The sequence below is a fragment of the Pseudomonas sp. LB3P25 genome (assembly GCF_054897985.1).
Genome location: NZ_CM142711.1, coordinates 3,774,033 through 3,794,686 on the forward strand (window position 1 = coordinate 3,774,033; position 20,654 = coordinate 3,794,686).

Sequence of the window (20,654 nt, forward strand, 5' to 3'; positions counted from 1 at the left end):
AGGACAACTAGATGCTCGGACGCAAACAGCCAACACACAAGACCGACAGCTCCAACGAACCCTACTCTGAGAAAGCTGTGCAGGCTGGAGCTACGTTCCGACTCACAGTGAGCTTCATGCTGGTGGTAATTGTCGCATTCGTGGCCGTTGAGGGTTGGCGAACGTGGCGCGACTATCGCTCTGCCTTTGCGTCTGCCCGCGACTCCGTGACGAATCTTGCGCGTGCGACGGCTCAGCACGCGGAAGATACCATTCGGCAAGTAGATGTGTTGACCGCAGCGCTTGGTGAACGAGTGGAAGGCGACGGCTTACAAAACATCAACATCCCTCGCATCCACAAACTATTGGTTCAGCAATCCAAAATAATGCCCCAGCTGCACGGGCTATTTATTTACGGCCCTGACGGGCAGTGGATCGTGACGGACAAGGAAGTCACTCCAGAGCCGGCGAACAACGCCGACCGCGATTATTTCCAGTATCACCGTACGCACAATGATCGGAACGTGCGTATCGGTGAAGTAGTCAGGAGTAGATCAACCGACGATCTCATCGTTCCCATCTCTCGCCGATTAAACAATCCAGATGGGTCGTTCGCGGGCGTACTGCTGGGGACGATCAAGGTCAGTTACTTCGTGGACTACTACGGCGATTTCAAAATTGATGACAAGGGCGCTTTGGTTCTGGCCATGCGCAGCGGAACAATCCTGGTGCGTCGTCCCTTCATCGCATCCGTTGTCGGTAAAAGCTTGGCGAACAGCGAGATTTTCAGGCGCTTCTTGCCAACGTCCAACGAAGGCATCGCTGAGGTTAAGGCAGTCATAGACGACACCGAGCGCCTGTACGGTTATAGAGCATTGACTACCTATCCTCTGGTCGTTGAAGCCGGGCTGTCTCGTGAATCCATCATTGCACCTTGGCGCCGTGATCTACTAAAAACAGGGCTCGTGCTGGTGTTCTTGATCGCCGTGCTCGTGGTATTTGGACTCATCGTTTTGAATCAGCTCCGTCAAAGAATGGTGATGGAAAGAGAGTTACGTCACGCACACCAAGCCATGCGAGACATGGCCCTGACTGACAGTCTGACTGGGCTGGGCAATCGCCGACGTCTGGATAGTGCCCTGCTAGATGAGATTCGCTTAGCGAAGCGCCAAGGCTCATCGCTATCACTGATCATGCTTGATGTCGATTACTTCAAGCGCTACAACGACAAGTACGGGCACGCTGGCGGCGATGACTGCCTGAGCGCAGTCGGGGGAGCAATCCAACAAGCGGTTAAAAGACCTGGGGATCTGGCCGTCAGGTACGGTGGAGAAGAGTTCACAGTTCTACTTCCCAACACCGACAGCGCGGGCGCAAAACAAGTCGCCCAAGATATCTTTGAAGCCATTCGATCACTGAACATCGAGCACTCCGAGCATCCGTTGGGAAAGGTGACCGCCAGTGCAGGCATTACTACAAGCCAGCCGAGCATCGAAGAAGTGACGCCGGCGACTTTGTTAAAGTCGGCTGACGCGCAACTCTATTCAGCTAAACAACGAGGACGAAATCGTTGGTGCTCCGCTGATGAGTCCGCGCGATGACTCGCAGTGCTTTTTCCCAATGCTGACGGTGGCGAACCGCCGTCCTCAGGCATATCGGCCCGGGAACACGATACGCACCCAGCTCATGATTCGTTACGAAGCAAGGCAATCCTAATTCAGCAAATCCATGGGAACCTTCCAGCCATTTTCCGCCAGCTTTTTCATGACCGCCGAATGGAGCGAGATGTTAATCGCCGCCGAAACGCCCACGCGTCATTTGCAGTACACCGTCCAAAGCTGAGGGGCTGTACCCAGTACAGATGTCGTCCAGCAGATAGCGCAAACAGTTGCCCTCCCCCCAAATATGCCAATCAAAGCCCAGCTCCACCAGATTGGTTCAGGAGCGTGATGGGTGATCACCACGGTTTTGCCGTCGAAGGGTGTACCTAATTCCTGAGCTAGCCAGCTGTAGGCCGTCTTTGATCTTGCGATCAGATCAGCAGGCCGCAAGCGTCGGTAGCTCGCGTCAGCTCTTATCACTTGAAAATCGTTCATCCACTCCCAAGCAGTGCGGATCGCGGCCTGGATATCTCCAGTCGAGGTGTAATCCGTCCAACCCGTAGCAACTAGAAAACGAGTCTGATCCAAAATCAGCACCTCATTTTCAAGCACGTGCACATGCGGTAAGGCCGCCTCCTTCATCTTGAGCAGCGTGTGTTCGAGGTGCCCACCGTAGTACTCGTGATTTCCGCACACATAGATTACTGGGCACTGGAAAGTTTCGTTCGCCCACTTCACTCCACGTGATTTCAGATCGATGTCTCCCGCAAGAATGACCACGTCAGCGTCGCTTGGGGCGGGATCGAACCGAGCAAATTCATTGTGCAAATCTGAAAAAATTTGAAGCTTCATTGGAATATCCACCCTGATCAATGCTCCGCACATTCCGACTCATGCAGACGTCGTCGACCGCAAAAGCATCTCGTAAATAGTCGGTAAACGCCTGCACTCGAGCCGATCACCTGCGATCCTGGGGAGAGACTGCATGGATTGGCAGTGACGGCGGTGTGTGTCCCTCCAGCAACCCCGTTGGGGTACACAGCGATCGCCTGTTGCGGGCTGCATACGGGTTAACTCGAAGGCCTGCGAGACATAAAAATTATTCACAACCGTGATTGATTCGATCATAAACACCACGTAAAGCGCTTACAAAAAGCAAACCAAGTGATTTGTTCAATCATCAGTCTTGCATTTTATGCACGATTCGATCACTCTCGTTTCAATTACAACAAAACGAGAGAGTTCTTCATGAAATTTCACGGCATCGTTCCCGCTTTAGTCACCCCATTTACTGCAGACCAGCGTGTGGACGAAAAGGCCTTGCGCGGCCTTGTCGAAAACCTGATCGAAGCCGGTGTTCATGGCTTGTTCGTTCTGGGAACCAATGGTGAATTCTTTGCCCTGTCCGACGAAGAAAAACTCGAAATCACCCGCATCACCCTCGACGCTTCAGCGGGCCGATTGCCCGTTATGGTCGGGACCGGGGCGTTCAGTACCCGCGAAGTGATTGAAATGAACAAACGCGTCGAAGGCATGGGGGCCGATGCGTTGTCCGTTATCAGCCCATACTTCAATGCCGTCAGCCAAGCGGAACTGATCAAGCATTACGAGGCCATCGGCGACGCCACCTCGTTGCCGGTGATGATGTACAACATTCCAGCCAAAACCGGCATGTCCATCGGCATTGGCGCCGTCGCCACGTTGTCCCAACATCCACAAATCAAAGGCATCAAGGACAGCGCCGGCAACTTTGACAACCTGGTGCAGATGATCAAATACCGCAGTGATGACTTCGCGGTCTTCGCCGGTACGGATTCCTTGATCTACTGGAACCTGCTCGCCGGTGGCGATGGTGCAGTGGCCGCCACTGCCAACGCCGTGCCGCATATCGTCATGTCCATCTGGAACAACTTCCAGGCCGGTAACCACGAAGCCGCCAAAGTCGCTCAGGAACAGCTGCGTCCACTGCGCGATGCCTTCGCGCTGGGCACCATGCCCTCTGTGTTGAAAAAAGCCACCGAGTTGCTGAACGTGCCGGTTGGCCCGTGCCGCGCCCCGGTCGCGCCCCTCGATGCAGCGGCCGTGGCCAAACTCGAAAGCTTGCTTGCCGTCTACCGCAACAACGCCTGAGGGAGCCGACATGTCCGCGATCTATCACTTCCAAACCGTCAAGAACATCATCCACGGCCCTGGTAGCCTGGAGCAGTTGGGCGACAAACTGCATCTACTGGATACCCCGCTCAAGCAGGTCGTTCTGGTTACACAGCACGCCATGCACCGCCTCGGTGTCACCGAGAAGATCAAAGCGCAGTTCGCGGCGCGCGGCATCGCCGTGCATATGATTGATAACGTCGAGATCGAGCCGACGCTGGAAAACATCGAGCGGGTTTTTCGTGAGGAAGTAGCCCCTCATGCACCGGACGCGTTGATCGCCGTGGGGGGTGGCAGCGTTCTCGATGCGGCCAAACTGTTTGCGGTGATGCTGACCAACGACACGCCGCTCAAGGACCTGCTCGGGATCGACAAGGTTGGCAACCCCGGCAAGCCGATGGTGCTGATTCCGACCACCTCGGGTACCGGTTCCGAAGTCACGCCCAACGCCATCGTCACCCTGCCCGACGAAGCGTTGAAAATCGGTGTCGTCAGCCGTCACTTGTTGCCGACCCTGGTCATCCTTGACCCCTTGCTGACCCTGAGCCTGCCCAAGGCGATCACGGCCGCTACCGGCATGGATGCATTCACCCATTCGCTGGAATCGTTCATTTCCACCAAGGCCAATCCTATCAGCGACGCCTTTGCCCTGGAGTCCATGCGACTGATCGCCGGCAGCATTGTCGAGGCCTGGCAACAACCCGACTCGGTGCGTGCCCGTGGCGATATGCTGCTGGGTTCGATGTATGGCGGCCTGGCACTGACCGGTGCCGGCACCGCCGCTGTCCATGCCCTCGCCTATCCGCTGGGCGGCAAGTTCCATGTCACCCATGGCGTCGCCAATGCGATGCTGCTGCCGCATGTCATGGCCTTCAACATGGACAGCTGCGCTGAACGTCTCAAGCGCGCCGCCTGCGTCTGCGGTGTGGCCCTGGAGAGCGATAGCGACGAGCGTGCCGCGAGCAAACTGATCGAGCAGATCAGCGAGTGGACATCGATCCTGAACATCCCGCAAAACCTGCGCGAATTCGGCGTGGCAGAAGAGCATCTGGCGGAAATGGCCGTGGCTGCATCCAAGGTGACTCGACTGATGGCCAACAATCCAAAAGCCCTCAGCCTCGACGATATCCAGCAGCTCTATCGGCGCCTGCTGCCGTGAGCACCACGCCCATGCCGCGCCTCCTGATCATTGCTGACGACCTCTCCGGGGCTGCCGACTGCGCCGCCGGTTTCGCCAGGCGCATGGTCACTCAAGTCGCTCTCACCCAAGTAGTGCTGGATGCCAACACCGAGCTGAGCGCCGAGGTGATCGCCCTCGACCTCGACTCTCGGCGCCTTGATCCGCAAGCGGCCGCGGCGACCCATCGCAACGTGCTAGCCGTTGCGCAGTTGGGCAACCTGCCGCTGTACAAAAAAATCGACTCCACCCTGCGTGGCAACGTGGCGAGTGAAGTCGCCGCGTTGCAGGCCACTCGCGGAATGGCCCTGGTTGCTCCTGCGTTTCCGGCCATGGGCAGGACGACCGTCGGCGCGGTTCAACACGTCGACGGCATCTCGGTCGATCAAACCGACGTCTGGCGCAATGAGCACCTTGCCGGCACCGCCAACCTGGTGGAGCTGTTGATGGCGCAGGGTATGCGCTGTGCGTCGCTCTCGCTCAATGAAGTGCGGGACACTGCCCGATTGCACGCAGGCCTGATCATGCATCTGGACGACGGTGTGCAGGCATTGATTTGCGATGCGCAAACGGAAACCGATCTGGCGAATATCGCTCAGGCGTCGGCGCCGTTGCATAAGCGCCTGTTCTGGGTTGGCTCCGCCGGTCTGGCCCGGCATCTGCCGCAGGCATTGGGATTTCCTGCGGTCTCACCTCAGGTGAATGCCCCGATCAGCGGACCGGTGTTGACCGTGGTCGGCAGCATGTCCCGACACTCCCAGGACCAGGCCAATTACCTGGCTGATCACAGCGATCAGCAGCGCTTCAGCCTTGCCCCTGCCACGTTGTGCGCGGGACCGGCGGCGGCCGAATGGCAGTCCACAGCCGCCGCGATCGATACGGCCTTGCAGCAAGGTCAGCATGTGCTGGTCAGCCTGCAACAGGAGCAGCGCGATCCCGGTCAAGCCGCGCAGTTGAGTGCGGCGCTGGCTCAATTGCTACAGCCCGCCCTGCTTCGGACGGGTGCGCTGATGGCCACCGGAGGCGAAACCGCCCGCGCCATTCTCGGTGCTGCAGGCATTCAGCGCCTGGACCTTCAGGGTGACTTGGCGCCCGGTGTGGCCTTCTCCCGCGCCTCTTGGCGTGGGCGTGATCTGGCCGTCATCACCAAAGCCGGAGGTTTCGGCCAGCCGAGCAGCCTTTTCGATGCCTGGCGGCAACTTCTCGGCCCCCTGCCGAATACCGCCACGCCAACCCTAACAAAGGAAGACCACTATGTCTGAGCGTCCCGTCATCGGCATCACCATGGGCGATGCCACCGGCGTCGGTCCGGAAATCATCATGAAATGCCTGGCGCATGCCTCGCTATACGAAACCTGTCGCCCGTTGGTGATCGGCGATGCCGGCCGACTGGCGGATGCCAACCGCATTGTTGGCGGCAACCTGAAAGTGAACAGCATTGAACGCCCTGGCCAGGCGCGCTTTCAACACGGCATCGTCGATTGCATCGATCTGGGCCTGATCCCTGCCGATCTGCCCTACGGCAAGCTTTCGCCCATCGCCGGCGATGCTGCATTCCGCTACATCGAACGCACCGTGCAACTGACCGAAGCCGGTGAGCTGGACGCCATTTGCACCGCGCCGCTGAACAAAGAGGCGTTACATGCTGGCGGCCATATCTTTCCTGGCCATACCGAGCTGCTCGCCCACCTGACCGGCATCGAAGAAGTCTCGATGATGCTGATGACGCCGACGCTGCGGGTGATTCACGTCACCACCCATATGGGCATCATCGATGCTATCGCCAGGATCGAGCCAGGCCTGGTGAAACGCACGATTGAACGCGCCCGGGAAACCCTCGTACGCGCCGGAATCGATAACCCGCTCATCGCGGTATGTGGCATCAACCCCCATGCCGGGGAGAACGGTTTGTTCGGCTATGGCGAGGAAGCCACCAAGATCCAGCCGGCTATCGACGAACTGCGCGCACGCGGCTGGCGCGTGGAAGGGCCTTTGCCGGCCGACACCCTGTTCTTCCGCGCCGGGCGCGGTGATTTCGATGCGGTGGTCGCGATGTATCACGATCAGGGCCACGGCCCGGTAAAGGTCATGGGCCTTGAGGCCGGAGTGAACGTGACGGTTGGCCTGCCAGTCATCCGCACCTCCGTCGACCACGGCACCGCCTTCGACATTGCCGGCAAAGGCATCGCCGACGAACGCAGCCTGACCGAGGCGATGCGCCAGGCCGTGGAACTGGCCACCCACAAGCGCACCCGTACAGCGGCCTGATTACGCGCCAAAACCTGAATCAGCAGAACTTCAACCATAAAAACAATATGAGGTCATTACTATGAGAATCGTCTCCACCTCCCCGTCTTTTGCCAAGTATTCTCCAGAGCCTCTGACACTGCTGGGTGAGCAGGCTATCGAGTGCGTCAACCTGCCGGCCGACATCAGCGAAGACGATTTCATCGCCCAGGCCCAGGGGGCTCAGGCGGCGATTGTTGCCTTCAACACCATCAACGCCCGCGTTCTCGATGCACTGCCGCAGCTGCGCATCGTCTGCAAGCATGGCGTCGGCGTGGATAACATCGACCTGTCCGCCGCACGTGAACGTAAGGTGTGGGTCTGCAACGTACCGGACTCCAACAAGCATGCCGTGGCGGATTACACCTTTGCCCTGCTGCTGGCCTCCGCCCGCAAGATCGCGCTGGCCGATCAACAAACCAAAGCCGGAGAGTGGCCGCGCGTGTTCGGTGCCGATGTCCACGGCAAAACCCTGGGCATTATCGGGCTGGGCAATATCGGTAAAGAAGTCGCGCGGCGCGCAGCAGGCTTTTCGATGCAGGTGATCGCCCATGACCCGTACCCGGACCAGGCATTTGCCGATGCCCACGGTATCCGCCTCATGACATTGAATGCGCTGTTGGGCGAAGCGGATTACGTCACGTTGCATATCGGCCTGAACGACGCTACCCGCCATCTCATCGGCGCTGAGCGTCTGGCGTTGATGAAGCCGCAAGCCCACCTGATCAATGCTGCGCGGGGCGGCATTATCGATGAAAACGCCTTGTTTTCCGCCTTGCAAAATGGGCGCCTGGGTGGCGCCGCACTGGATGTTTTCGAGGAGGAACCCGCCATTCACCATCCTCTCTATGCCTTGCCGAGCGTGATCGCCTCGCCGCATATCGCCGGCTACACCCCGGGCGCGCTGGACATCCTGAGCCTGACCTGCGCTCGCAACATCGTTGCGGTGCTGAAGGCCAATGCGCGCCCCGAATCCGTGATGAACGGCCTCTAATCCGTCAGGTCTCCCGAAAAATCCGATCCCGGAGTTGGAACCATGCACAACAATAATAAGGCTTCCTCGGTACGCTGGCTCATTGCCGGATTAATGTGGACCGCCATTGCGATCAATTACATCGACCGTGTAGTGCTTTCGGCAGCAGCCCCCATCATCAGTAAAGAATTCGCCCTGAACACCGCGGAAATGGGCTTGATCATGTCGGCGTTTTTCTGGTCCTACGCATTGCTGCAGTTGCCGGCCGGTTGGCTGGCTGACCGCTTCGGCCAGAAAATCACCCTCGGCGGCGCTGTCCTGTGGTGGTCGGCGGCCACTGCAATGACCGGCCTGGCAACCGGTTTCAATTCGTTGTTCGCGCTGCGTATCGGCCTGGGCGTGGGCGAAGCGGCGGCTTATCCAAGTAACGCCGGGATCGCATCGCGCTGGTTTCCGGACAAAGAGCGCGCCACCGTCGCGGGGATCTTCGACAGCGGCTCGAAATTCGGCGGCGCGATCGCCATGCCATTGATTGTCTGGCTGATCGCACTGGTGGGCTGGAAGATGACGTTTGTCTTGAGCGGCTCCATCGGTATCGTCTGGGCACTGGTCTGGTTTGCTTTTTACAGAAACGATCCGGAGCAGCACAGCGGCGTCAACCAAGCCGAACTGCAGTACATCCGTGAAGGCCAGCGACGCAAGGAAGGCACCGGCGACAAGCCGACCATGCGCTGGTACGACCTGCTGCGTTATCGCAATGTATGGGCCATGTGCCTGGGCTTTTTCTTCATCAACTACAACTCGTACTTCTTCATTACCTGGTTGCCCACCTACCTGGTCAAAGAACGCGGCATGGACCTGATTTCCATGGGCTTCGTCGCGGCGCTGCCGTTGCTGATCGCCATGGTCGTGGAAGTCTTCGCCGGCTGGCTGTCCGACCGCATCTACCGCCAGGGTCGCTGGTCATTGACGCGTATTCGCAAGACCTTCCTGGTCATCGGCCTGCTGATGGCCTCCTGCATCGGTTTCGCGGCATTCGCCGAATCGGCCTGGCTCGCCATCGTCCTGTTGTGCATCGCCAAGTCCGGAACCACGGTAGCCGCCACCCAGGTCTGGGCCATGCCCGGCGATATCGCACCACGGGGCATGACCTCGATGCTGGCCGGCTTGCAAAACACCGTTTCCAATATGGGGGGCGTTGTCGGTCCGATCATCACCGGCTTCATCGTCGCCGCCACGGACTCATTCATTCCAGCCCTGCTGTTTTCTGCCGGATTGATCGTCGTCGCCATTCTCAATTATCTGTTTCTGCTGGGCAAAGTCGAACCGATCGAGGAGCAGCCTGAAAACCCGATCATTCAACCCGCCTTGAACCCTTGACCTGCAAAACGCTCGGACACTTACGCGGTGTCTGAGCGTTTCACCCGGTAACTTTCCCCAGCGACCTTTTACTGCCTCGTTGAAAACCGTATAAAGGCGGTCGGGCCAGATCTCCAGGAAATCCATGAAAGTTGCCACGCGCCGCCAAGCCATTCTGAATCTCGTGCTGTCAGGCACTGCCAACGTCGAGGAGTTGTGTCTTCATTTCGGCGTATCCGAGGCCACGATGCGCCGGGACCTCACCGCGTTGGCGGAAGAAGGTCTGATCCTGCGGACCTATGGCGGTGCCGCCCATGTTGGCCTGCGTGAGCCGGAGACCTCCGTCGAGGAACGGCGCTATCAACACAGCCAGGAAAAACTCGCCATCGCTCGTGCAGCGCTGGCGCACGTGCGAGACAACGACACGCTATTGCTCGATGGCGGCACCACCACCTGCGCTTTGGCGCACCTTTTGGTGGAGCGGCGCGGCTTGCATGTCATCACCAACAACATCCTCGCGTTGCCCGCCCTGGCTCGGCTTCCGGAGGCCAAGATCACACTGCTTGGCGGTGAACTGCGGGCCTCCAGCATGTCGACCTTCGGTGCAGCTGCGCAGGCGACATTGGAGCATTTAAGTGCCGACAAGATTTTCCTTAGCGCCGATGGCGTTGTTGCCGAGTTGGGGCTCTGCGAAGCCAGTGCTGATCAGGCTTACCTCAAAGAAAACATGATCGGGCGAGCGGCACAGACTTTCGTACTGGCTGACGCCACAAAATTGGGGCGCGCACTCCAGCAATATTGGTCTCCCCTCAAAGGGCCATGGACACTCATTACCGATTCAGTGGCAGATGAATCGCTGCTGGCGCCTTTCCGGGCACACAAAATGATCACTATTGAAATAGCCGATAGCTGACTGTTCGGCTGACGTCTGCAAGCCGCTGCCACTACTCACACCGCGCTTGTGTTTGCGACACGAGCGGTGCGAATAAACAAGGCGCGCACCTTCTCCCAGAAATTCCCCCCCAGCACAAAAAAGCTGCCGATCAGCATGGCGTCGCCGAGCGCTTGAGCCTGCCAGAGGTTGGGTCTGAGCCCCGGCCAAATGCTGTCGACATAGGGTTCAAGAAAGGAGGAGATCAGCGGCACCAAGAACATAAAGAGGCCAATTCGATGACGCAATGGGCCCACTTCGACTTCCGTGCTAGGTGCAAGCGAGGTCACATAACCGAACAGGCTGCGCTTTAACTGTTGGAATCCGGCTTTGCCCATCACCGCAATAACGATGATCAGCAGGACTTTGTTGCTGATGAACAGCACGCCGGTCAGTGCAGCGATCTTTGATCCAGGCACATCGGCTGCCGCTGCGAGAGGCACCAACAGCCAGGAGCCAAGCATCAAGCAGATAATGACTATGCCCAACTTAAAGCGCCAGCCGGCTGAATGGGGTTCAACGACACCCGGGGTGTTATTCATAATCGTCGTACCTTTTTAACAGATCACAGTAGATTTGATGGCGCTTAAAAAGCGTAGCAGCCATGTGCCCATTTGGACGGCTATGCTCCAGTGAACTTTGTTGGTCGGGAAATGCGTAATGCATCCAGGTACAACCCTGCTGAATTGGCCAGGCCGGCTTGTGCTGCTTGGCGTACTCGGCCTCAGTGGCTGCGTACGACTTGGGCCGGACTTCCAGCCGCCCGGCGAAGAATGGGTCAAACACTGGAGCACCCCTGCCCTTGAGCAATCCAGCCAGCGCGGACTGAACCCGGATCTGCGTCAGTGGTGGGAAGTCTTCGCCGATCCGGTCCTCAATGATTTGATTGCCGAGTCGGGTACACGCAACTCCAGCCTCAAAATCGCCGGCCTGCGCGTCATGGAGGCCCGTGCCCAACTCGGCATTGCTCAAAGCGGTCTTTACCCGCAACTGCAGCAAGCCAGTGTCGACAGTCTTTACTTTAACCGCAGGCAATCCGGCGGGACCAACCCGCAGGACAGCCATTTCTGGCAACACAGCGCGGGGTTCGACGTGGGGTGGGAGCTGGACTTCTGGGGCCGCTTCAGTCGCGCCATCGAGTCGTCCGACGCCAGCTACTTCGCCGCCCAGGCCAACTATGAAGACGTGCTCGTACTGCTGCGCGCGCAAGTGGCCGATACCTACTTTTCGCTGCGCACCACCGAAGCTCGTTTGCGCGTCGCCCGGGAAAACGCCAAACAGCAAAAGCGCAACTTCGAGATCACCGAAAAACTCTTCAACAGCGGCCAAAGTGCCGAGCTTGACCTGCAACAAGCCAGAACCCAGTACCTGGGCACGTTGAGCACCATCCCCAATTTCGAAGACCAGTTGCAACGGACCCGCAATGCGTTGGCGGTGTTGATTGGTCAGCCGCCCGGCGCGCTGCCGCAACTGCTCGAGAATGAAGGACTGATCCCGCTGATCGACCGTGCCGTGTTGCAAGATGTACCGGCCAACCTGCTGCTGCGTCGGCCTGACGTGCGCGCCGCCGAGCTCAATGTCGCCGCCCAGTCGGCGCTGATCGGCGTGGCCGAGAGTGATTTCTATCCATCGCTGACCTTGCTGGGCAGCATCGTCTGGTCAACCGACACGCTCAGTGGCACGCCCCGAAATCTGGATTTAATCGGGGGCCCGAGTCTGCGCTGGAATCTGTTCGACCATGGCCAGATCAGCAACAACGTGCGCGTGCAGGATGCGCGGTTGCAGCAGCTGATCGAGGCTTACCGCGACAAGGTTCGCCAGGCGGCACGCGAGGCAGACGATGCGGCCTATGGCCTGATCAAATCCCTGGAGCGCGAACGCATCCTGCGTGAGGCCGAAGTGGCGGCCAAGCGCTCGTTGGTGTTGGCCAGCGCGCAATATCGCGAAGGCTATTCGGACTTCCAACGGGTGCTGGATGCGCAGCGTGCCTTGCTCGAACAACAGGACAATTATCTGGTCGCTCGCAGCAATGCCGTGAGTAATGTCATTGCCTTGTACAAAGCCGTGGGCGGTGGCTGGTACAGCGCCCAACCGAAAGTTGACCCAACCACCCGCCAGCAGATGGAAAAACGCATCGACTGGGGCGATCTGCTGGAAGAGCCCGCCACTGCACAGCCTGCCATTCCAATGTCTTACAAGGTAAAAGACCAATGAGTGAAGCCGCCCAGCCCACGCCCGAGACACCTGTCACCCAGGCGCCAGAACCGGCCGCCGACCCGGCGAAAAAAGGCATCAAGTGGGTGCTGCTACTGATCCTCTTGAGCCTGGCCTGGTACCTGTTGGCGGATCGTTTCACACCCTATACGCAACAGGCCCGGGTGGGGGCCTTTGTGATTCCGGTCGCCTCGGAAGTGGCAGGCCGCGTGACCCGGGTGAACGTGCGCAACAATCAGGACGTCAAGGCCGGCGAAATCCTTTTCGAGGTGGACCCGCAGCCGTATCAGATTGCCGTCGACCGTGCGCGCGCCGACCTTGAATCGACCCGCCGACAGATCGGTGCGAGCACCGCCGGGATCGCCTCGGCCCAAGCCAACTTGCGGGCAGCCCAGGCCAATGAACTCAAGGCGCGGCAGGACAATCAGCGTCTTGAAGGTTTGTATCGCGAAGACCCCGGTACCATTTCCGTGCGCCTGCTCGAAGTGTCTCGCGCTAACCGCGAACAGGCTGTGAGTCAGGTCGCCGCTGCCCGCGCCGAAGTGCAGCGCGCGCGTGAGCAGGAAGGCGGCAGCGAAGAAGACAACGCCTTGCTGCGCAGTGCCGCCACGGCGTTGTCCAAAGCCGAACTGGATCTGTCCAACACGCAGATTCGCGCTCGCTCGGCCGGACTGATTACGGATCTGCGTACTGACGCGGGGCAATTTGCTGCTGCCGGCAGCCCGGTCATGACCCTGATCGCCATTCACGATGTGTGGATCAGCGCGGACATGACCGAGAACAACCTCGGCCTGGTCAAGCTCGATACGCCCGTGGCAATCGTACTGGATGCGCTGCCGGGCGAAGTTTTCGAGGGGCGCGTGCGCAGTGTCGGATATGGCGTCAGCGTGGGCCAGACGCCCGCGCCCGGCACGCTTCCCAGCGTGCAGAACAGCCGCGATTGGTTGCGTCCGGCCCAGCGTTTCCCGGTGATCATCGAGTTTTCCGAAGACTCAATGAACAAACTGCGTGACGGTCGTGCCATCCGTGCCGGTGGGCAGGCTGAAGTCATGGCCTTCCCCACCCAAGGCAACCCGCTCAACCCGCTCGGTCGCGTATTCCTGGGACTGATGAGTTGGCTGTCCTATGCCTACTAAACGCACGCCCCGGGCTCAACGCGCTCTGCGCCTGGCCACCGGCACGGCACTGTGCCTGGCGATCAGTTTCGGTCTCGGTTTGCCGATCCCCTTTATCGCGCCGGTGCTCTGCGTGCTGCTGCTTGCCTCACTCAATCGTGCGTTGCCCTTCAAAGCCGCAGTAGTACTCGCACTGGTGGCGATGTTGACGACCGGCATCGGTCTGCTGTTGATTCCGATCCTGCGTTACTACCCCGTCAGCGGTGTGCTTCTGATCGGCGCAAGTCTGTTCCTGGCGTTCCGTTTCGGTCTGCGTGGCGGTAACAACCTGATCGTCACGTTTCTGGTGATTGGCCTGACCATGATCTCTTCGGCCGGTGTGGCGGAATTTGATTTGGCCGCGATGGTTATCGGTGCGTTGGTCAAGGGATTGCTCCTGGCGGTCATGGTGCTGGCGCTGAGTCATTGGTTGTTTCCCGAACCGGCCAGCGCCCCATCACCCCCGCCCACCCCGACCATGCCAGCCGAAGAAGTCGGTCGAGTGGCACTGCGAGCCACCCTGATCGTGCTGCCGACCTTCCTGTTGGCGCTGATCGATCCGGCCAGTTATCTGCCGATCATCTTGAAGGCCGTGACCCTGGGTCAGCAAAGCTCGACGACGACCGCACGCCAAGCCGGTCGTGAGCTGGTCGGTTCAACCTTGCTCGGTGGCCTGCTGGCCGTTCTGTTCTGGTGTGCCCTCAGTCTGTTCGTGCATTTGTGGATGTTCTTTTTGTGGATGCTGCTGTTTGGCCTGGTGCTGGCGCGCAAGCTGTATGGCCTGAGTCCCACGGGATTGAGCCCTGGATTCTGGCTCAACAGCCTGATCACGATGATTATTCTGTTGGGCCAGTCGGTTCAGGACAGCGCGGCGGGCAAGGACGTGTACACGGCGTTCGCGGTGCGTATGGGGCTGTTTATCGCCGTGACACTGTATGCCGACCTGATGGTGCATTTGCTCGATCAACGTCGGCCAAAAGAGGCTCAAGGGTTAACCTGATACCCCTTCCCTTGCAGGCAACTGGTATAGGCCGTTGAACTGGTAGAAGCACTGGTTTTCTGCTGCGCCCGACGTTCCTGACGCTGGCGCGAGCCGCCCACCACCGCTCCCGCAGCCGCGGTCCCTTTTGCCTGGTTCTGGCGATAGTCCTGCTTCACGTCATCATCGACGCGATCATAAAACTCGTCATGCTGACGTCCCCGCACCTGGGCCCCCGCAGCCCCTGCGGCAGCGCCCGCAGCAGCCCCCTTCAGCCTTCCACCGCTAGGAGGCGGTGCAGCCGAGGCGCTCTGACTGGCCGCGATGTTTTGGCAATCGGTGATGTCCACTTGGGTTTGTTGCGAACTCTGCCCTTTCATCGGCACGACCGTTTCCGCCCACCCCTGGGTCCAGGAAACTGACAATGCGATGCACAGGCTAAGGGATGACAACCTTTTCATGATGACCTCCGACAGGGCCCGGCACTCTGCAAGCACACTGGGTCGGTAGACAGACCGCTCAATACGTCACACCTCGTGATCCTGAGCGTGGTTCAGCATAAAAGATTGTAGATCACCCCTTCTCGCCCGCCCCCTTCTCCATTTGTGATCCGCATGGCGCTAGACCTCCATGACCAACCGGTCTTCGACCCATCGCACCGGCACGGGCTCCAACTGTGCGCCCTTGCAGGGACCGTCGATGCAATGTCCGTCTTCGAAACGAAACATCGCGCTGTGATGAGCGCACATCAGGATCTTGCCGCGATAGGTGCAGAATTTTTGCGGTTGATAGTCCAACGGCACCGAGAAATGCGGGCAACGGTTGATGTAGACCCACACCTGCTCGCCTTGCCGCACCGCCACCAGCCCGCCGGGATGCAATTGCTGGTGTTCGGGCAGACCCAGGGCGCCGCCATCAGTGATGTCATTCAGCTGGCATAACGTAATGATGGTCATGATCAGCCGCGCAATTCCGGGTTGCCAAGGCTCCAGTGCCAGGGGCGAATCTGGATACTGGCAAACAATCCGGCCTGAACATACGGATCGTCCTGTATGAACGCCTCCACCTCCGGCAGACTGCCAGCTTCGATGACCAGCAACGTGCCATTCATGGCCGCACCCGCCTCATCGAGGGTCGGGCCGCCGAGCCGGACGATCACCCGATGCGTCTCGGTCGCTCGCAAGTGCGCTTGGTGGCTGGGCCGTAAACGCTGACGCAAGGCCAGTGAGTCCGGGTGGTCTGTGGCGAATACCGCAAAAAACTGTCCCATGGTTCACTCGGTTTCCATGACGAATTCGTAACACGCACGCTTGAACGGCAGTTCGATACCCAGGCTGGCGGACAAATCATCGTGCGTGACCCGGTCTTCATAGATCACTTGCAATGACTGCTTGACGCCAAACACGGCATCGGACGCCAGGTACGGATCATCGTGATTGAACAGGTGGGTGACCAGTTTGCGATAGCCCGGCACATCGATCATGAAGTGCAGGTGCGCAGGCCGCCACGGGTGACGATTGGCGGCATTGAGCATGCGTCCGACCGGACCATCGGTGGGAATTGGATAGCACACCGGGACAATCGTGCGAATCGCAAAATAGCCGTCGGCATTGGTGCGATAGCGACCGCGCAAGTTGCCGACCGGCTGTTCGGCGTCCTGCCCTGAATACATGCCGTTTTCGGCGGTCTGCCAGACGTCCAGCACCGCGCAGGCCAGGGGATTGCCGTGAGTATCGACTACGCGACCGCGCACCAGCGCTGTTTCGCCGGCGGTGAATGCCATGTTTTCGCCGAATTCACGATCCGGCATGCCTTCGATGTAGAACGGCCCGAACACGGTGGTTTCGGTGGCGTTTGCACTGTGCCGATGATTGATCGCGTCGACCAGCATCGACACGCCCAGGGTGTCCGACAGCAGGATGAACTCCTGTCGCACCAGACCATCGCACTTATGGCCGGTTTCAGTCAGAAAACGGATGCCTTCAAACCACTCCTGCTCGGTCAGTTCCACGTCGCTGACGAATGCGTGCAAGTGGCGAACCAGGCTCTGCATGATCTGTTTGTAACGCGCATTGGGAGCGTCGCTGAAACTGTTCACCGTCTGCTCGGAGATCAGGGTTTCTATGGTTTTGTCTTGATCGGTCATTGTTTTTGTTCCGACATATATTGGCTGCACGGATGAATCAGGCTGGCGCCAGGCCTTTCATGGCGCGGGTCAACAGCGCTTCGATCGGGCCTTGTTCAAACGGCCGTGGGTTGTAATAAGGACTGGCACAGGCAATTTGCGCAGCGTCGGCCGGCCCGTTTTCAGGCAGGCCAATGTCAGCCAGCGCCAATGGAATACCCAGCTTCTGGTTCAGTGCGTACAACAAGGCGCCCACCTCCCCCGCTTCGCTGCCGCCCAAGGCGCGGGCGGCGCGCTGTAACGGTCCTGCGGCCGCTTCACGGTTGTAATGCGCCGCGTGTGGCAAAACGATCGCGTGTGCCTGAGCGTGAGGCAAATTGAACGTCCCGCCCAAGGTGTGGCAGAGCTTGTGGTGCAAGGCCATGCCCACCGAACCGAGGCAGATGCCTGCCAGCCAAGCGCCATACAAAGCCTGGATGCGCGCTTGCGGGTCATTGGGATCATTGACCACACCCGGCAGGGCCAGTGCCAGTGAGCGAATCGACTCTTCAGCCATGAAACCGATGATCGGATTGGCGTCCTGGGCGTACAACGCTTCAACCGCGTGGGCCATGGCGTTCATCCCGGAGCAGGCGGAAATCTGCGCGGGCAAGGTCAGGGTCAATTGCGGATCGTAGATCACGGTTTTGGGCAACACCCGGGGATCACGTCCGGTTTTCTTCAGGCGGTTTTCGGTCAGCCCGTAGATCGGGGTCATCTCTGAACCGGCGTACGTCGTCGGGATCGCCACGATCGGCAGTCCCGAATCCATGGCAATCGCCTTGCCCAGCCCAATGGTCGAACCACCGCCAATGGCGACGCAGCAATCGGCATCCAAACGCGCCGCTTCGACACGCGCCGCTTGCGCCACTTCCAGCGGCACATGCATCACTGCCTTGGGATAGATGCCCGCCGCGCGATCACCGAGCAACGCCGCGACCTGTTCGCCGAGCCCATGCTGTTCAGGCGTGGTGAGGATCAACGCACGCCTGGCGCCCAGGCGCTCGATCTCTTCAGCCAGCGCCGAGAGCTTGCCCCAGCCAAACACCACGCGGGTTGGCAAGCTTTGGTACACAAAAGGATTCATGGCAGGCCTCAGCGTGTGTAGTACGGAGCGATTTTCGCGTCAACGTTGACCCACACCGAGCGGGCTTCGGTGTAGTCGTGGATCGCTTCAAAACCCATTTCACGGCCGTAGCCCGACTGTCCAATGCCACCAAACGGGCTGCCAGGACTCACGCGCTTGTAGCAGTTGACCCAGCACATACCGGCGTGAATGGCGTCGGCCATTTTATGCGCGCGGCTCAGGTTCTGCGTCCACAGGCCGCTGCCCAGCCCATATTCAGTGCTGTTGGCGATGGCCAGGGCTTCTTCATCGGTGCTGAAACGCACCACGGTGACGAATGGACCGAAGACCTCTTCCTGGCAAACGCGATCTTCTGGCGAAGCCTCGACAATGGTCGGCTCGACATAAAAGCCTTGGGCCAACGCTTGGTCATCCGGGGCCTTGCCGCCACAGAGGATTTTGCCGCCCTGCTCTATCGCGATATCGATATAGGCCAGCACGCGGTCGCGGTGCAGCGCCGACGTCAGGGGGCCCATTTCGGTCTCTGGGTCCATCGGGTCGCCCAGGCGAATGGATTTGGCCAGGGCGATGAAACGCTCAAGGAATTGGTCAGCAATGTCTTTATGCAGAATCAAACGCGAACCGGCGATGCAGGCCTGGCCCTGGTTGTGAAAGATCGCCCAGGCAGCGCCGTTGACGGCCGCGTCCAGGTTGGCGTCTTCGAACACGATATTGGCGCCCTTCCCGCCCAGTTCCAGTTGAATACGCTTGAGGTTGCCTTTCGACGCTTCAACGATCCGGCGACCGGTGGCCGTCGAACCGGTAAAGGCAATCTTGCCCACGTCTGGGTGTTCGGCCAGGCGTTGACCGGCGGTATGCCCGTAACCCGGCACGACGTTGACCACGCCCTTCGGGAAGCCGACTTCAGTCATCAGCTCGACGATGCGCAAAGTCGACAGCGGTGTGATTTCCGAGGGTTTGATGACGATGGTATTACCGGCGGCCAGTGCCGGGCCCATTTTCCAACTGGTGAACATCAGCGGGAAGTTCCAGGGCACGATCTGCCCGACCACACCGATCGGCTTGCGCTGCACGTAATTGAGAAACCCGGCTTCGACCGGAATCACCGAGCCTTCGATCTTGTCGGCCATGCCGCCGAAATAACGGAAACAGGCCGCCGTGCGCGGAACGTCGAGGCCACGGGAATCACGAATCGGGTGCCCGGTGTTCAGGGATTCGAGCTGCGCCAGTTCTTCGCCACATTCTTCGATCTTGTCTGCCAGTTTGAGCAACAAGCGCCCGCGTTCGGCCGCGCCAAGTGCTGACCAGGCCGGGAACGCACGTTTGGCAGCGGCGACAGCGAGGTCGATGTCGGCGGCCTCGGCGGCCGCGACGCGGGTGATCACCGAGCCGTCATGGGGCGACACGACGTCGAGGGTGCCGCCAGCGACCGCATCCACGAAACGACCATCGATATAGAGCTGATTTTGCATAATATTTTCCTCGCACCGCGCTGATGGCGCAGTGTCTGACGACTTGATTCTTGAGCGCTTGGCCCGGCGCAATGCCGGGCAAGACACAGGGTCTTAGAACTCGATCGGATACGGCTTGAGCTCACCGCTTTCGTAGCGTTGCGGCAGGTTCGGCGTGGCGTTTTCCCACACCAGCAGCATCGAGCGCTTGGTCGAATAGCCCTGGTGGCGTATGTCCGCCGGCATGGCGCAGATGTCGCCAGCGCGCATGGTGATGCGCGCTCGCGGGTTACCGTCGTCCTTGTCGCCGACGTCCCAGAGGATTTCATCGGACAACTGCAAGAACCACTCGACCCGGTCATTGCCATGGAACACCGGCAGGATGAATTCTTCAGTGGTCGGGCAGAACAGGCTGGCCTTGCACACCGAAGTCACCGACGGGTTCCAGGTCACGTCGGAGCGCGACAGGTACTTGAACAGGCTGAAGGCATGCAGCTCACCTTCGAAACCTTCTGCGGCATGAACTTCCGGTTCATCCTGAGAAACGTCGATGAACTGGCGATTGACCGGCAAATCGTTGCGCAGCGGCGAGTCATCTTTCAGGCCCGGCATGCGCTGGGTGGCAATGCGGAAGCGTTCGATGGCTTCGATGTTGTTGCCGTTCTTGCGACCGAACGCCGAACCGGTTTCTTCCGGTGCCGCGAAGGGGTCGAAGGTGGCATTGGTCCAGTCCCGCAGGATGGCCTTGAAGGTCGCCATGATCAGCGGTGTTTCAAAGTTTTCGGTGTAGTTGACGCCTGCGGCCTTGAGCGTGCCATTGAAGGTGCCGGCGTACATGTCGACTTTGCCGTAGTAATTGCGGGTGCCGATGACGTGGTCGAAGTTGACCCAGCCGTAGAAAAAGCCCCAGGCCACGTCCCGCATCATGGCGCGCAGAAAGGCATCGACCGGAATCAGGTGCGAACGGGTCTGACCTTTGGCGGGCCAGGTGATACGGGCAAAATACTCGTCGCGCGAGAGTTCGAAGGCGCCGAGTTTGAAGGAGCGATAGCCGGTGACGGCATGGGGAGCGCTGGCCTGGACTTCGTCGTCGGCAAAGGGTGTGTTATCGGCAGCGTTTTCAAGCATGGCCATGACGGGGTTCCTCT

At 59.5% G+C, this 20,654-nt stretch carries 20 protein-coding genes; 11 read left to right on the top strand and 9 right to left on the bottom strand.

All coding sequences use genetic code 11. The features are described 5' to 3' along the window. The first annotated feature begins 11 nt into the window (after positions 1-11). On the top strand, positions 12-1,580 hold the full coding sequence (locus ACYZTW_RS17120) for a sensor domain-containing diguanylate cyclase (RefSeq protein WP_462000997.1): 1,569 nt from the start codon (positions 12-14) through the stop codon (positions 1,578-1,580). Positions 1,581-1,793: 213 nt separating this feature from the next. Here ACYZTW_RS17120 and ACYZTW_RS17125 read toward each other — a convergent pair whose 3' ends face one another. Further along, complete coding sequence (locus ACYZTW_RS17125) at positions 1,794-2,432, bottom strand: metallophosphoesterase family protein (RefSeq protein ID WP_462000998.1); 639 nt, start codon at positions 2,430-2,432, stop codon at positions 1,794-1,796. A gap of 396 nt (positions 2,433-2,828) precedes the next feature. Here ACYZTW_RS17125 and dapA point away from each other — a divergent pair, with 396 nt between their 5' ends. From dapA to ACYZTW_RS17160, 7 genes are all read left to right on the top strand, one after another. After that, positions 2,829-3,710, top strand: coding sequence for a 4-hydroxy-tetrahydrodipicolinate synthase (gene dapA / locus ACYZTW_RS17130; protein WP_462000999.1), 882 nt, complete (start codon positions 2,829-2,831; stop codon positions 3,708-3,710). 10 nt (positions 3,711-3,720) lie between these two features. Beyond that, positions 3,721-4,890, top strand: a complete 1,170-nt coding sequence (locus ACYZTW_RS17135; protein WP_462001000.1) for an iron-containing alcohol dehydrogenase — start codon at positions 3,721-3,723, stop codon at positions 4,888-4,890. Between the two features lie 11 nt (positions 4,891-4,901). Beyond that, a complete protein-coding gene (locus tag ACYZTW_RS17140) occupies positions 4,902-6,170 on the top strand; it encodes a four-carbon acid sugar kinase family protein (protein ID WP_462001001.1) in 1,269 nt (422 codons plus the stop codon). Then, positions 6,163-7,176 carry a 4-hydroxythreonine-4-phosphate dehydrogenase PdxA gene (gene pdxA, locus ACYZTW_RS17145; RefSeq protein WP_462001002.1) on the top strand — a complete coding sequence of 338 codons (1,014 nt, stop codon included), beginning with the start codon at positions 6,163-6,165 and terminating at the stop codon, positions 7,174-7,176. The genes ACYZTW_RS17140 and pdxA overlap by 8 nt, the downstream gene beginning before the upstream one ends. A gap of 61 nt (positions 7,177-7,237) precedes the next feature. Then, the gene (locus ACYZTW_RS17150) at positions 7,238-8,188 is read left to right on the top strand and encodes a phosphoglycerate dehydrogenase (protein WP_462001003.1); all 951 of its coding nucleotides are present in this window, start codon (positions 7,238-7,240) and stop codon (positions 8,186-8,188) included. A 42-nt stretch (positions 8,189-8,230) separates the two neighbouring features. Then, positions 8,231-9,547 carry an MFS transporter gene (locus tag ACYZTW_RS17155; RefSeq protein ID WP_462001004.1) on the top strand — a complete coding sequence of 439 codons (1,317 nt, stop codon included), beginning with the start codon at positions 8,231-8,233 and terminating at the stop codon, positions 9,545-9,547. A gap of 124 nt (positions 9,548-9,671) precedes the next feature. Then, on the top strand, positions 9,672-10,439 hold the full coding sequence (locus ACYZTW_RS17160) for a DeoR/GlpR family DNA-binding transcription regulator (protein WP_462001005.1): 768 nt from the start codon (positions 9,672-9,674) through the stop codon (positions 10,437-10,439). Positions 10,440-10,474: 35 nt separating this feature from the next. On the opposite strand, the gene ACYZTW_RS17165 is transcribed toward ACYZTW_RS17160, so the two are convergent. Next, positions 10,475-10,999 carry a transporter suffix domain-containing protein gene (locus tag ACYZTW_RS17165; protein WP_462001006.1) on the bottom strand — a complete coding sequence of 175 codons (525 nt, stop codon included), beginning with the start codon at positions 10,997-10,999 and terminating at the stop codon, positions 10,475-10,477. 118 nt (positions 11,000-11,117) lie between these two features. Here ACYZTW_RS17165 and ACYZTW_RS17170 point away from each other — a divergent pair, with 118 nt between their 5' ends. From ACYZTW_RS17170 to ACYZTW_RS17180, 3 genes are read left to right on the top strand one after another with little or no spacing between them, the layout of a single operon-like run. Continuing rightward, complete coding sequence (locus tag ACYZTW_RS17170; protein ID WP_462001007.1) at positions 11,118-12,671, top strand: efflux transporter outer membrane subunit; 1,554 nt, start codon at positions 11,118-11,120, stop codon at positions 12,669-12,671. Further along, entirely contained in the window at positions 12,668-13,807 is a 1,140-nt protein-coding gene (locus ACYZTW_RS17175; RefSeq protein ID WP_462001008.1) for an HlyD family secretion protein, read from the top strand. The genes ACYZTW_RS17170 and ACYZTW_RS17175 overlap by 4 nt, the downstream gene beginning before the upstream one ends. Then, positions 13,797-14,825: a DUF2955 domain-containing protein gene (locus ACYZTW_RS17180; RefSeq protein ID WP_462001009.1), complete on the top strand. Its 1,029-nt coding sequence runs from the start codon at positions 13,797-13,799 to the stop codon at positions 14,823-14,825. The genes ACYZTW_RS17175 and ACYZTW_RS17180 overlap by 11 nt, the downstream gene beginning before the upstream one ends. Here the strand turns inward: ACYZTW_RS17180 and ACYZTW_RS17185 are convergent. From ACYZTW_RS17185 to ACYZTW_RS17215, 7 genes are all read right to left on the bottom strand, one after another. Beyond that, positions 14,810-15,265 carry a hypothetical protein gene (locus ACYZTW_RS17185; RefSeq protein WP_462001010.1) on the bottom strand — a complete coding sequence of 152 codons (456 nt, stop codon included), beginning with the start codon at positions 15,263-15,265 and terminating at the stop codon, positions 14,810-14,812. The genes ACYZTW_RS17180 and ACYZTW_RS17185 overlap by 16 nt on opposite strands. A 159-nt stretch (positions 15,266-15,424) precedes the next feature. Further along, positions 15,425-15,760: a Rieske (2Fe-2S) protein gene (locus tag ACYZTW_RS17190; RefSeq protein ID WP_462001011.1), complete on the bottom strand. Its 336-nt coding sequence runs from the start codon at positions 15,758-15,760 to the stop codon at positions 15,425-15,427. 2 nt (positions 15,761-15,762) lie between these two features. Then, on the bottom strand, positions 15,763-16,074 hold the full coding sequence (locus ACYZTW_RS17195; RefSeq protein ID WP_401352329.1) for a YciI family protein: 312 nt from the start codon (positions 16,072-16,074) through the stop codon (positions 15,763-15,765). 3 nt (positions 16,075-16,077) lie between these two features. Continuing rightward, a complete protein-coding gene (locus ACYZTW_RS17200; RefSeq protein WP_462001012.1) occupies positions 16,078-16,950 on the bottom strand; it encodes a dioxygenase family protein in 873 nt (290 codons plus the stop codon). 37 nt (positions 16,951-16,987) lie between these two features. Beyond that, positions 16,988-18,055 (bottom strand): maleylacetate reductase, encoded by a 1,068-nt coding sequence (locus ACYZTW_RS17205; RefSeq protein WP_462001013.1) that lies wholly within the window; start codon positions 18,053-18,055, stop codon positions 16,988-16,990. An 8-nt stretch (positions 18,056-18,063) separates the two neighbouring features. Then, entirely contained in the window at positions 18,064-19,527 is a 1,464-nt protein-coding gene (locus ACYZTW_RS17210) for an aldehyde dehydrogenase family protein (protein ID WP_462001014.1), read from the bottom strand. A gap of 93 nt (positions 19,528-19,620) precedes the next feature. Continuing rightward, positions 19,621-20,640, bottom strand: a complete 1,020-nt coding sequence (locus tag ACYZTW_RS17215) for a hydroxyquinol 1,2-dioxygenase (RefSeq protein ID WP_462001015.1) — start codon at positions 20,638-20,640, stop codon at positions 19,621-19,623. Between the last annotated feature and the right edge of the window lie 14 nt (positions 20,641-20,654).